Genomic DNA, 13,045 nt, shown 5'->3' on the forward strand with positions numbered 1-13,045 from the left:
AATGATGGCTACGAAAGATATCATCGACACGCTCGCCGGGATCGAACCGGGTTCGGCTCTGGACGGCATTCGGGCCAAGCGCATCCAGGCGCGCGACAATGCGCAGAAGAGCTATCTCTCGCTGTTGGAGCCGATCGACGCCGGCGATGTCTCGCTGGTGGAGCGCGCCGCGGTCGCGCTCTTCGTGATCGGCCTTCACCGCGAGCCCACGATGGCCGGCTTCTATCGGGCGAAGTTAGCTGCGACCGCCGATGGCGCGCGCCTGGTCGAAGCTGTCGATGTCGAAATCGCGCGGGGCGAGACCTCGGGCCCCTACGGTGCCTTTCCAGCCGGCCCCCTGTCTGTCGAAAACAAGGCCGGCCTGATCTATCGCGTCGGCGCGGAGCGCAAGCCCGATCTCGGAGACCGGCTCGCTGCAGCGTTCGAGCATGCGCATCTGCTGGTGTTCCGCCCGCGCGATGCGGCTGCAGCCGACATGAAGGCGCTGCTCGCCGCCGGCTGGTCGAACACCGGCATCGTCACGTTTTCCCAGCTCGTTGCGTTCCTATCGTTCCAGGTGCGCGTCGTCACGGGACTGCGCGTGCTCGGTGCCTCGCTCGGGCGCACCACGAACGCCGCGGCCGGCGCGTAAGGAGGCTGCATCATGAGCGCTGCAAACAATGCCAATCCGCCCGTCGTCTTCACCCAGGACGAACTGGGCTGGGTGTCCTGGATCGACCCGCTGCTCGAAGCCGAGCTGACCGAGCGGCATTTCGCGGGCCTCGTCGATCGCTCCCGTTCCAAGTCCGAGTATTTCCGCCTGCTGGTGCGCGACCCCGAGGTGCTGGAAGCCCGCACCAAGACGGACAAGGACATCTTCTACAACGTCGCCGACGGCCTGCCGCGCGCCGAGCGCGAGCTCGCGGCGGCTGCGACCTCGCGCTACAACGGCTGCATCTACTGCGCCTCCGTGCATGCGCGTTTCGCCAGCACTTATTCCAAGCGCCGCGACGATGTGCAGCGCCTGCTCGACGAGGGCGTCGGCGCCGATCTCGGCGAGCGCTGGAATGCGGTCGTCAAGGCCTCGGTGGCGTTGGCTGCGACGCCGATCGCGTTCAGCGCCGACAATATCGATGAGCTGCGCCGCGCCGGTCTCGACGATGCCGAGATCGTCGACGTCATCAACGGCGCGTCGTTCTTCAACTGGGCGAACCGGCTGATGCTGTCGCTTGGCGAGCCCTCGAAATAGCCAATCTCACCGGCATGAAAATTGCTAGTTGTTTCAACGCCTGACAGGATGGAGCCGTCCATGAGCAACATCGATCGTCGTACCCTGGTCAAGGGCTCGCTTGCCGCCATGATGGCGGGGGCAGCCTTCTCGCGCGCCGCGCTTGCGCAATCGTCCGAACCGATTTTGCTGGGCGTCAGTGGTCCGTTGACCGGGCCGAACGCACAATATGGCACGCAGTGGAAGCAGGGCTTTGATCTCGCGCTCGACGAGATCCAGGCCGCGGGCGGCATCAACGGTCGCAAGCTCGCCTATAGTTTCGAGGACAGCCAGAGCGACCCGCGCCAGTCGGTGGCGATCGCCCAGAAGTTCGTCTCCGATCCCAGGATTGTCATGGAGCTCGGCGACTTCTCCAGCCCCGCCTCGATGGCGGCCTCGCCGATCTATCAGCGCGGCGGGCTGGTGCAGTTCGGATTCACAAATTCGCATCCGGATTTCACCAAGGGCGGCGACTTCATGTGGAGCACCTCGGTCAGCCAGGCTGACGAGCAGCCGCTGCTGGCGGCCTATGCCGTCAAGCGCCTCGGCCTGAAGAAGCTCGCCGTGCTGCACCTCAACACCGATTGGGGCCGTACCAGCCGCGACTATTTCGTTAAGGCCGCGAAGGAGCACGGCGCCGAAATCGCCGTCACCGAAGGCTACATCGCGGAGGAGCGCGACTTCCGCTCCACGCTGGTGCGTGTCCGCGACGCCAATCCCGACGGGCTGATCCTGATCTCCTATTATTCCGACGGTGCGCTGATCGCGCGCCAGGCGCGCCAGGTCGGGCTGAAGCAGGTGATCTGCGCCGCGAGCTCGGTCTACTCGCCGAAATTCCTGGAGCTCGGCGGCGAGGCCGTCGAGGACGTCCATGTCGGCACGCGCTACTTCCCGGAAGACCCGCGCCCCGAGGTGCAGACGTTCATCGCCGGCTTCAAGAAGAAATACAACGGGGTGGAGCCCGACGCGTTCAATGCCTACGCCTATGACGCGATGAACATGGCCGCCGCCGTGGTGAGGATCGGCGGCGCCGACCGTCGCGCCATTCGCGACGCCTTCACGAAAGTAAAGGACGTCTCGAGCGTGATCTTCGGCAAGGCGACGTTCGACGTCGAGAGTCGGCGCGTCAAGGGCGCCATGAACGCCGAGCTCGTCGTGCGCAAGGGCCAGTTCGCGCTCTGGGACGGCAAGCCGACCTGAGGGGATTTTCTGCGTGTCTTCCTGGCTCGACTACACGATCAACGGGCTGATCGTCGGTAACGTCTACGCCCTCGTTGCGGTCGGGCTCGCGCTGATCTTCGGCGTCAGCCGGCTGATCAACTTTGCGCAAGGGTCGATCTACCTCGTCGGCGCCTATATCGGCTGGGTCGCGGTCGTGCAGCTGCATACGCCACTGCCGCTCACCATCATCCTGGTCGCGGTGGCGGCGGCGCTGGTCGGCTTGATCATCGAGCGGTTCGGCCTGCGCCCGCTGCAGAACTCGGTGCGCATCGCACCGCTGCTGGCGACCATCGGCATCAGCTTCGTGCTCGATCAGCTCGTGATGCTGACTTTTTCGCCCAATCCGCGCGCATTGCCGAGCCAGTTGCCGGATGTCCGCTTCCAGATCGGCGGCGGCACGATCGGCCCGCTCGATCTGCTCATCGCCGGTGTCGGCCTCACCAGCGCGTTGCTGCTGTTCGTGTTCCTGCGCTACAGCAAGCTCGGCTGGGCCGTGCGTGCCACCGCGCAGGACCGCGACGCCGCGATGCAGATGGGCGTCGACGTCAACCGCGTCAATCAGGCCGTGTTCGGCATTGCGGCTGCGCTCGGCGGCGTCTCCGGCCTGCTGGTCGGCATGTACTACAACCAGATCGACACCGCGATGAGCCTGCAGGCGACGCTCAAGGGCGTCGTCGCCGAAGTCGTCGGCGGCGCCGGCAATGTGCCGGGCGCGGTGATCGGCAGCCTGCTGCTCGGACTCGTCGAGAGCTACGGCGTTGCCGTGTTTGGCACCAGCTACCGCAACCTGTTCGCGTTCCTGCTGCTAGTCGTGGTGCTCGTGCTGCGCCCGAACGGTCTGTTCGCCAGCGCGCGGCAGGCGCCGCCCGAGCCGCTCACCGGCACTTTCATCGCGCCGAGCCGCCCGGTCTGGATTCCGCGCTGGGCTCTGCTGATCGCTGCCGTCGTCTTCGCGATCCTGCCGCTGTTGCCCGTGTCGTTCTACGTGCTCCAGACCCTGATCAACGCTTGGCTGCTCGGCATGCTCGCGCTGAGCCTCACCCTGGTTGCAGGCACGATTGGTCAGGTCTCGCTGGGACACGCCGCGCTGCTCGCGATCGGCGCCTACACCTCCGCGCTGCTGTCGCTCACGTTCGCTGTCCCGGTCGGCCTTGCCATCATCGGCGGCGGCCTGATGAGTGCGGCGCTGGGCACGGCGCTGATCTCGCCGTCGTTCCGGCTGCGCGGACATTATGTGTCGATCGCGACGCTCGCGATCGGCGAGATCGTCTCGCTGGTGATCCTGAACTGGGAGAGCGTCACGCGCGGGCCGATCGGCATCTCCGGCATCCCGCCGCTGTCGCTGTTTGGCTATGAGCTGGTCAGCCCGATTTCGATCTACTGGTTCAGCTTCATCGTGATGGTCGTGCTGGCGTTGCTGCAGGGACGCCTGCTCGGCTCGCATCTCGGCCGCAGCTTTCGCGCCATCCGCGACGACGACATCGCCGCGCGGGCCTATGGCCTCAGCCTGAATCGCTACAAATCGCTGGCCTTCATCTTCGGCGGCTTTGCCGCGGGGGTCAGCGGCGGCATCGCCGCGCATCTCTATTCCTATATCAACCACGAGACCTTCAACACGCAGCAATCCATCCTGGCGCTGACCGTCGTCATCCTCGGCGGTCTCGGCAATGTCGTCGGGGCGATTCTCGGGGCGGTCGCGCTGGTCGGCCTGCCGGAAGTGTTCCGCATCGCGGCGGAGTATCGCATCCTGATCTACGGCATCGTGCTGCTGCTGCTGGTGCGGTTCAGGCCGCAGGGCCTTTTGGGGACGGTGTGATGATGGACGCACACACGGCGATGCTGTCCCTGCGCGGGCTCACGCGGCGCTTCGGCGGCCTCACCGCCGTCGACGCCATCGATCTCGATCTCGCCAAAGGCGAGCTGATCAGCATCATCGGCCCGAACGGGGCGGGCAAGACAACGCTGTTCAATCTCGTGACCGGGCTTGACCTTCCGGACGCCGGGACGGTTCGCTTCGAAGGTCAGGACATCACAGGTTTCTCGCCGGAACGCCTGGCGGCCGGAGGCATCGCGCGGACGTTCCAGCTCGGCCGCGTCTTCGGCAATCTCAGCGTGATGGACAACGTCCTGATCGGTGCGCATACGCGCTTGCGCGCGGTGAAACCGGCAGTGCCGGTGATCGGCCCGCTGCTGGAATTGGGTCTGGCGCTGCTGCGCCCCGCTAGCGTCAAGGCGGAGGAAGAGCGGCTGCGCGAGGAGGTGAAGGTCATTCTCGCGCGCTTCGGCGAGCGGTTGCTGCCGCGTATCGATCAGCCGGCCTACAGCCTCTCTTACGCCAACCGCCGCCGCGTCGAGATCGCGCGCGCGCTCGCCTTGAAGCCGCGCCTGCTGCTGCTGGACGAGCCGACCGCCGGCATGAATCCGACCGAGACCACGGAGATGCAGGGGCTCGTCGCCGAGCTGAAAGCCGAAGGGCTGACGATCTTGCTGATCGAGCACAAGCTCGAAATGGTGATGCGCCTCTCCGATCGCGTCATCGTCATGGACGAGGGCAAGAAAATCGCGGAAGGCCCGGGCGAAGCGGTGCGCGGTGATCCCAAGGTGATCGAGGCCTATCTCGGCCACGGCCTGACGACGAAGCAGGAGAGCGCGGCATGACGAACCCGCCTCCCGATGCGCTGCTCGCGATCACCGACGTCAATACCTTCTATGGTCAGGCCCAGGTGCATTTCGACCTGTCGATATCAGTTCCGCGCGGCCACATCGTCTGCCTGCTCGGCGGCAATGCCAGCGGCAAATCGACCACGATGAAGATCATTCTAGGCCTCGTGAAGCCGCGCTCGGGCGACGTGACGTTCGACGGCACTTCGCTACTGGGACTTACCACGCCGCAGATCGTCCGCCGCAGCATCGCCTCGGTGCCGGAGGCACGGCGGCTGTTCGCCGACATGAGCGTCCGCGAGAACATTTTGATGGGCGCCTTCGTGCGCGACGACCGCGAGGCGATCGCGCAGGATCTCGACAAGATGCTCACGCTGTTCCCGAAGCTCGGCCAACGGCTGTCGCAGCGCGCCGGCTCGCTCTCCGGCGGCGAGCAGCAGATGGTCGCGATGGCGCGCGCGCTGATGAGCCGTCCCAGGATGATCGTGATGGACGAGCCGACCATGGGCCTGTCGCCGCTTTACGTCGACCGCGTGCTGGAACTGATCCGTACCATCAACCAGGAGGGCGTCTCGGTCTTCATGGTCGAGCAGAACGCCAGCCTCGCGCTCGAGATCGCGCACGAGGCCTATGTGCTCCAGACCGGCAAGATCGTTCTCTCCGGCTCCGCCCGCGCGCTGAAGGACGATCCCCGCATCCGCGATGCCTATCTCGGCGGCTCCGAGGCGGCGTAGCGCCATCTCGGCCTGCATGGTTCGAGACGCCCGCCCTTGGCGGGCGCCTCACCGTGAGGGTCTGGCGATCTCGCGGCGAAGCGAGACCTCATCCTAAAGGAGCCCGCGCAGCGGGCGTCCCGAAGGACGCCGCAAGCACTGCTGCAGAACCGTGCCGCCCCTCCGGGATTGCACTGGTCAGTATGACCACCTTATGAAAAGATCATACCGCTCGTGCGATGGGTCGTGCAGCGGACGGAATGATTGGCGTGACGAAATTATCTTTGCGGGCGGTCGACCCCGGAATGATGCTGCTGTTCGGCGGGTTGATCGCGGCCAACATCGGGGCGTGGGCTTGGGCGTTCGCGGCGTTCGGTGACCGGCCGACGGTGATGGCGACCGCGCTGCTTGCCTGGGTGTTCGGCCTGCGCCACGCCGTCGATGCCGACCACATCGCGGCCATCGACAACGTCGTGCGCAAGCTGATGCAGGCCGGCGATGCGCCGCGCAGCGTTGGTCTCTATTTCGCGCTTGGTCATTCCACCGTGGTTGTGGTCGCGACCATGCTGCTCGCGCTGGGCTTGGTGAGCCTTGGCGGCGACAGCCTGCTCAAGGACGTCGGCGGCTTCATCGGCACGTCGGTGTCGGCGCTGTTCCTGCTGGTGATCGCGGCCATCAACCTGGTCATCTTCGCCGGCCTGTGGCGGACGTTCCGGATCGCGCGCGCGCAAGGCATCCACGACGCCGCGCAGCTTGATGCGCTGCTCGCCAGCCGCGGATTGCTGGCGCGGCTGCTCGGCCCGATGTTCCGCCTGGTGACCAAGCCGGCGCATATGTACCCGCTCGGCTTCCTGTTCGGCCTCGGCTTCGACACCGCCACCGAGATCGGCCTGCTCAGCATCTCCGCCAGCGAATACGCGCTTGGTGCATCGCTGGCCGACGTCATGGTCTTTCCCGCGCTGTTCGCATCAGGCATGGCGCTGGTCGATACCGCCGATTCCGCGCTGATGGTCAGCGCTTATCGTTGGGCCTTCGTCGATCCCTTACGGAAGCTCTGGTACAACCTCACGATCACCGGTGCCTCGGTCGCGGTGGCGCTGTTCATCGGCGGCATTGAGGCGCTTGGCCTGATCGGGGATCGGCTCGGCCTGTCTGGCGGTGTGTGGACGCTGGTCGACGGCCTCAACGATTCACTCGCGAACGTCGGCTTCGCCGTGGTCGCGCTATTCGCGATTGCATGGCTGGTTTCGGTCATGCTCTATCGCAGGCTATTCGCGCTCGAGCGGCGGCGCACGCCCGATGTGCTGGTGGGCGTCGATGCTACCGAGACAGCGTGAGTCAATCGTGGGCTCAAGCCGAAGCTGCGCTCTCCGCCGGCAGGTCGTCGGCATTGGGATCGCCCGGCGCGGTGGCCCACGCCAATTCCACCAGCGTCACGAACCTGCGGCCGGCGCCGTCGAGCTGGCAGACGATCAGGCCCTGCTCTTCCATGTAGCCGAGCAGGCGCTGAGCCCGGCGCAGCGAATGCGAGCCGTAGGCGCGGGCGATCGCGGCGTCGCCGGGGCAGGGCCAGCCTTCTTTCGCCGCGCGCGCGATCATCATGAACACGCCTTGCATGTCGTCGGGCAGGATCGAGGCGCGCAGCGACACGTCCTGCCAAGCGTCGTCCTCGGCATGCTCGGCGCCGAGCCCGGCGCGTGCGCGTGTCAGCATGCGGCGGAATTCGGTGAGGTCGGGCACCGCCGAGCCGAGGCCCTCGATGCGGCAGCGGACCACGAACTCCTGGTACAGCACGCCCACCGCGCGGAAACCGGCATCGGGCGCGGCGAGCACGGCACGAAGGGTCCGATCCACGCGTTCGCGCCGTTCAGCGAGCTCTTCGGCACTAATCGGGACCTCGATTATTTCGGGGCCGATCTCCGGTGCGGCAGCCTTCGCGGCGCGGAGCTGCTCGAGCAGATCGGGCGCGGGCCGGCGCTGCGGCCGGCTGGCATCGGGCGGCGGCGCGGCCAGGATCACGGCGCGCATATTTTCGAGTGCGGCTTCGGGCATCGGCATCAGCCGCGGCGTGGAATTGCGCGGCTGGGTTTCGGTCGCGCCGATGTTCAAACGCAGCGGCCGGCGTGACAGCGCGGGGCCGAGCGCCATGAATTGTCCGCGTTCGAGATCGCGAAACGATTCGGCCTGCCGCCGCTCCATGCCGAGCAGGTCGGCGGCGCGCGCCATGTCGATGTCGAGGAAGGTGCGGCCCATCAGGAAGTTGGACGCTTCCGCCGCGACGTTCTTGGCGAGCTTCGCCAGCCGCTGGGTCGCGATGATCCCGGCAAGCCCGCGCTTGCGGCCGCGGCACATCAGATTGGTCATGGCGCCGAGCGAAAGCTTTCGCGCTTCGTCAGAGACTTCGCCCGCGACCGCAGGCGCAAACAGCTGCGCCTCGTCGACCACCACCAGCATCGGATACCAGTGGTCGCGGTCCACGTCGAACAGTCCGCCGAGGAAGGCTGCGGCGCGGCGCATCTGGTTCTCGGCATCGAGCCCTTCGAGGTTGAGCACGGTGGAGACGCGATGCAGCCGCGCGCGCTCGCCGGCAACCTGAAGGCCGCGTTCGGTGTGATCCTCGGCCTCGATCACGAGATGGCCGAAATGCTCCGCCAGGGAGACGAAATCGCCTTCGGGATCGATGATCGCCTGCTGCACCCAGGGTGCGCTCTGCTCCAGCAGCCGCCGCAGCAAATGCGATTTGCCGGAGCCCGAATTGCCCTGCACCAGGAGGCGGGTCGCCAGCAGTTCCTCGAGGTCCATGGCCGCCGCGGCGCCCGCCGTGGTCTGCCCCATCTCGATCGCAACCGTCATGCCCGACTCAAGTCCCATCATTCGCGGACAGGGGCTTATCAATCCGGCCACGGCGCGTCGAGCGCCATGGCGAGAATCATGCGTTGTTGCCCACGGCGGAGTTCAGGCGTGATTCGATTGCCGTAGAAGTGCGGGCCGATAGGGGGCTTGCGGATCGTCGTCCTGGGGTTATCGCTTGCGCGAGTTCCCCGCTGATGTACGAAACCGGCATTGCGCCGTGCGCTCGGCATGCGCCCAGTCAACGATGGATGCGCGAAGTCCGGCAAAGGGGATCGTGGCCCGTTACAGCGCGCCCGATCCGCCCTGCACGATCTTCTCGTTGAGCTTCAGGTCCACAGTCTCGACGGTGCGGTCGATCTCTGCATTGGGCGCGCCGAGCTGATGCGAGATCAGCTTGACCAGCAGGTCGACGCGCTCGATGAAGGGTGCGCCGCCGGCCACCGCGCGCGCGGCCGACGACGGCTTCAGCAGGCTCTCGGCAGCCTTGGCGTATTTCGCGAACGGCACCTGGTCCTGCGGATCGGCGCCGAGACGCCGGGCGATGTCGTCGACATGCTCATAGATGGTCTGCGAGCGCGCGAGATCACTGTGCACGGCGTCGCGGATCGACTGCGGCTCGTGCGGCGTGATGCAGCGGTAGTTGCCGGTCAGCAGCATCGACCATTTCGCCAGCGGCACGAACAGAGAATCGAACACCTTCAGCTTCACCGGCACGTCGTGGCCGTCGAGGGTCACCGCGTCGATGTCGGCTTCGAGCTCGCGCAGCACCTTGTTGTGCTTCTCGTCGGCGAACACGGATGCCTTGAAATTCGTGGGCAGACCGACGTGGAGCACGTTCGCAGCCTCTTCCGGCGGACGGAATGCCTGCGGGTCGGGCGAGCACAGGGTCACCAGCCCCGGCTCGAAGCGCTCCACACCTGCGCATTGGTGTAGGCCTCCTCGAGATCCATGTCTGCGAGCGAGGGGATCCGCTTCAAATAGGGCAGCGGCGGCATGTTCATGATCGAGAGGCACGGCAGCTTCGCCGCGGCGATCCTGACCATGAGAACGCGCACCGTGTGGTTGGTGTATTGCGGCTCCTGCATTGCAAGGCCGACCATGTCGTAACGGGACAGGTCCACATTGGCCGGCGTCACGGCGTCGAGCTTGCCGGGCAGGTCGCGCGAGAAGATGGCGCGGTGAACCGCCTCGTCACGCAACTTGATGCGCACCTCGGTCCCCTCGCGGTTGATCAGCTCCGCGGTCTTGGCGCGGCAGACCAGGGTCACGTTGTGCCCCGCCATCAGCAGCTTCGTGCCCAGCAGGGAGCCGTAGGAAGCCCCGAGAATCAGGATGTTACGCGCCATGTCTCGTCCCTTTGACAATTGGTGATTTTTGGGCCCCGGCCGTCAGCCGCGGGCGAGTTTGGCGGGCATGTAAGGCAAAGTGCGTGGGGATGGCAACTGGGATAATGGATACAAGGCGCGGATCAGCGGGCGGCCCGGCGTGTTGCTTGACGCCGAAAGCAAGACGACGCCAAACCGGCGGCGGTTGTGCAGGGTCGTTGAGTTGCTCAAATAACTGGCTTACCGAAGTAAGAAATGTTGCACATCTCGATCGCCCAGGCTCTCCCAGAACGCGATCATACCTCGTCACGTCTCGCGCGCCGGGTGCGGATGAGCGACTTCGAGGATTTTGTCGCGCCGGTTTTCCTGCGACATTGACTAGCGGAAAGTCCTTTGGCGAAGGCCGTCGGCATCGATCAGGCGGTAACCCGCCGCATTTTTATCGCTGGCGTGATTGGTGGCGCGCCGGATCGGCGTCATGAGGAATCATGATGGAAGCCGACACAGGTGATGCCTTCTCCCTCGTTAAATGAGCTCCAATTTTAGTCGTCCACCGCAACAAAAAACTGCAAACGCGGGACAGCAAAGAATGGCAGAGTGGTGCGGGGCCTAAACTGTGTATCAGCAACGGAGCTGAGACGTGACGATTGAGTTGGAGTCGGCGTGCGACTTGTTTTGCGACCGGTTCGTTCGGACTGTAGTCCGTCCGGTCCAGTGCCCCCGCCCGCGAAGGGAAAACGGAACGATCATCGGGACGGCAGACGCAAGCGCGATCACGCACGCGTGACATCGCATCGAGCAGACATGCAGGGCGTTGCGCTGACAGCGCTGCGCCGAGTCCAAGCAACCGCCGACGCGCCGTTCGGGGACGGACATGGAAGATGATCATTGGCCTCACGGCACGTGCGACGGCGCCGGTCGAAGCCTGGCGTGCTTGCGAAAACGTGCGTCTCATTTTTTTGAAAGCTTGTCCGTCGGGGAACTCGTGCGCGAGGCGCACAGGCATCGGTGGATTTCGGAGTGGTTGAGGATCTCAGGCGAGTACCGGATATTCGCCGAATCGGCACGCGTAACCAGTTCAGCTCAGATCGCGCGGGAAGCGTGGCTGTGCTCGCTGACGGCCCTTGAAGTCGCGAGGAACCTGTCTTGGCCCGGAGATCCCGGGGGTACCGACCTCGTAGACAAGGTCAGACTCTGCCTGAGGGGCTTCGAGGAGGACGCCGGTTCGGCGATCGAGCGTGTGGAGATCGACTGCTCTGATCAAGGCTCGCTTGCGGGCTACTTTCTGCCGGCGTTCCCCGATCGGTCTTTCGCACCCGCAGTTATCTGCGTCAGCGACGAGGACATCACCCTCGGCTCGATGATGAGCAGGCTGTTGCCGGCTTCAGGGCGACGGAACGTGTCACTCCTGTTCGTTGATGCCGGCGATTCATCCGGTTTTAGCCCCTTCAAGCCGGCGCATATTCTTCAATGCTGGCTGGATTACCTGGAAGCTCGTCCGGACGTCGATTCGCAGCAGATCGCGGTCTACGGCGAGGGGGCGGCCGCCAGTCACGCATCCCGTCTTGCCCTCGTGGATCGCAGAATGGCTGCCGCCGTGTGCGACGGCGGCATTGCGACGCCGGTCATGCGCCGGGCATCGCTGCGCTGGATGATCGGCGTCGAGCAGGCGGTCCGTGACGGGCCCTCGACGGGTTCGTTGCTGCCGTTGTGTCGGATACCTTGCCCGCTTCTGATGGTCGTCGGGAGCCGCTCAATGGTTTGGGAGGAGGATGCTCTCGAACTGCAAGCCGGCTATCGGCAGGCCGGAGCCGATTGCGCGACCGTCGTGCCGAACTGCATTCCGCACCCTCTGGGCGAGGTCGAGAATTTCATCGCGGTGGACGATTTCATTTTCGAATGGCTCGACAGCAAACTTGGAATTGCCCGCCAGCTGGATTCCGTGACCTACCTCTAAGGCGCCAAGAGATTGGGAAGGCGAGAAAAGATTGGGAAGGCGAGGAGAGATTGGGGATGAATCGAGGCGCGCGTTCCGCGCCTGACGTCAGGGAGTCAGGAAGCGTCGATGGCCAGCAACCGTGCGGCCAGCCGGGCATTCTTGGCAATCGTTGCGAGCGCGGCATTCAGGTCGGCCAAGGTCTTCTCGTCGAGCTCGTTGAACATGGTCGAGTTCAAGGCGAGCTTTCTCTTCGACAGTTTTTCAATCTCCGTCGTTGCTTTCGCCGTCAGCGACATCAGGACGTAGCGTGCGTCGTCTGCGGCCGGCCGTCGCGACAGGAAGCCGCCCTTTTCGAGACTCTTGGTCTGGTTGGTGACGAAGGCGGGGTGGACGCGCAGCTTGTTCGCGATGTCGATTCCCGCGACACCTCGCCCCTGGTCCAGTTCGGTGATGGCCATCAGGATCAGCCACTGCGGCTCGGTAATGCCCAGCAGTCCGGCCCAGCTGGTGTGGATGTCCTCCAGCTGGGAATGAATTTCGACGACGTTCCAGATGAAGTCCGTAATCGCCCTGTCGAGTTTCTTCTCGATCATGTGGCTCCCTCCCCGTTTATCCCTTGCCTATCCTTAATGGGATATCTTGGAAGCGTCTCGAAAATCGCGCGCCGACCAAAGGGGAGATACCGCGCGGAAGAAATCGTAGGCCCAATTATTACTTGCAAAGAACAATTAATTTCATTATCGATTATCGCACTCTATTTCGCTGCTCTTGACCGACGCGACGGACAGCGATGCGAGACCTCCAAGAAGCCCTCGGGATGCCCCCTGAGGGCTTTTCTGGCTTGTATGCAATGATATTCCGGGGTGATATCGCCGCTGTTGCCCTCAAGCCACATCGCGACCCGAAGTGTCGATTCATCAAAGCAATAAATTGAGACCATTGTTTTTATAAACTATATGTGAAGCCGCGACGGAGGGGGCACCTCGCTGTCGTTTCAGTCCGAACCTTCGGTGCGGGCCTGAATTGAACGGAAATTGAGAGGGTAAAGCGGCGTCCACCGAGGACCCGAGCCCCCTGAACCGACCTG

At 64.6% G+C, this 13,045-nt stretch carries 10 protein-coding genes and 1 pseudogene; 8 read left to right on the forward strand and 3 right to left on the reverse strand.

Going from position 1 to position 13,045, the window contains the following annotated elements; genetic code table 11:
* Positions 1-4 precede the first annotated feature (4 nt).
* From IVB42_RS26010 to IVB42_RS26040, 7 genes are all read left to right on the forward strand, one after another.
* Positions 5-631 carry a CMD domain protein gene (locus IVB42_RS26010; RefSeq protein ID WP_085383552.1) on the forward strand — a complete coding sequence of 209 codons (627 nt, stop codon included), beginning with the start codon at positions 5-7 and terminating at the stop codon, positions 629-631.
* A gap of 12 nt (positions 632-643) precedes the next feature.
* Positions 644-1,228 (forward strand): alkylhydroperoxidase domain protein, encoded by a 585-nt coding sequence (locus IVB42_RS26015; RefSeq protein WP_085383547.1) that lies wholly within the window; start codon positions 644-646, stop codon positions 1,226-1,228.
* 60 nt (positions 1,229-1,288) lie between these two features.
* On the forward strand, positions 1,289-2,446 hold the full coding sequence (locus IVB42_RS26020) for an ABC transporter substrate-binding protein (RefSeq protein ID WP_247295676.1): 1,158 nt from the start codon (positions 1,289-1,291) through the stop codon (positions 2,444-2,446).
* Positions 2,447-2,459: 13 nt separating this feature from the next.
* Positions 2,460-4,283 carry an ABC transporter permease gene (locus tag IVB42_RS26025; protein ID WP_204512172.1) on the forward strand — a complete coding sequence of 608 codons (1,824 nt, stop codon included), beginning with the start codon at positions 2,460-2,462 and terminating at the stop codon, positions 4,281-4,283.
* Positions 4,283-5,125 carry an ABC transporter ATP-binding protein gene (locus IVB42_RS26030; RefSeq protein ID WP_018453942.1) on the forward strand — a complete coding sequence of 281 codons (843 nt, stop codon included), beginning with the start codon at positions 4,283-4,285 and terminating at the stop codon, positions 5,123-5,125. The genes IVB42_RS26025 and IVB42_RS26030 overlap by 1 nt, the downstream gene beginning before the upstream one ends.
* Positions 5,122-5,862, forward strand: a complete 741-nt coding sequence (locus IVB42_RS26035; RefSeq protein ID WP_018453943.1) for an ABC transporter ATP-binding protein — start codon at positions 5,122-5,124, stop codon at positions 5,860-5,862. Before IVB42_RS26030 ends, IVB42_RS26035 begins: the two co-directional genes overlap by 4 nt.
* 284 nt (positions 5,863-6,146) lie before the next feature.
* Complete coding sequence (locus tag IVB42_RS26040) at positions 6,147-7,178, forward strand: HoxN/HupN/NixA family nickel/cobalt transporter (protein ID WP_247295691.1); 1,032 nt, start codon at positions 6,147-6,149, stop codon at positions 7,176-7,178.
* 13 nt (positions 7,179-7,191) lie between these two features.
* Here the strand turns inward: IVB42_RS26040 and IVB42_RS26045 are convergent, their stop codons facing one another.
* The gene (locus IVB42_RS26045) at positions 7,192-8,694 is read right to left on the reverse strand and encodes an ATP-binding protein (RefSeq protein ID WP_247295680.1); all 1,503 of its coding nucleotides are present in this window, start codon (positions 8,692-8,694) and stop codon (positions 7,192-7,194) included.
* A 282-nt stretch (positions 8,695-8,976) separates the two neighbouring features.
* Positions 8,977-10,040: pseudogene (locus IVB42_RS26050) on the reverse strand (2-dehydropantoate 2-reductase N-terminal domain-containing protein).
* 853 nt (positions 10,041-10,893) lie between these two features.
* Between IVB42_RS26050 and IVB42_RS26055 the strand changes: the two are divergent.
* The gene (locus IVB42_RS26055) at positions 10,894-11,976 is read left to right on the forward strand and encodes an alpha/beta hydrolase (protein WP_247295684.1); all 1,083 of its coding nucleotides are present in this window, start codon (positions 10,894-10,896) and stop codon (positions 11,974-11,976) included.
* A gap of 95 nt (positions 11,977-12,071) precedes the next feature.
* Here the strand turns inward: IVB42_RS26055 and IVB42_RS26060 are convergent, their stop codons facing one another.
* Positions 12,072-12,551, reverse strand: coding sequence for a MarR family transcriptional regulator (locus IVB42_RS26060; RefSeq protein ID WP_018453949.1), 480 nt, complete (start codon positions 12,549-12,551; stop codon positions 12,072-12,074).
* Positions 12,552-13,045 lie beyond the last annotated feature (494 nt).

Source organism: Bradyrhizobium sp. 45 (genome assembly GCF_023073155.1).
In the GTDB taxonomy this organism is placed as follows: Bacteria; Pseudomonadota; Alphaproteobacteria; order Rhizobiales; family Xanthobacteraceae; genus Bradyrhizobium; species Bradyrhizobium canariense_D.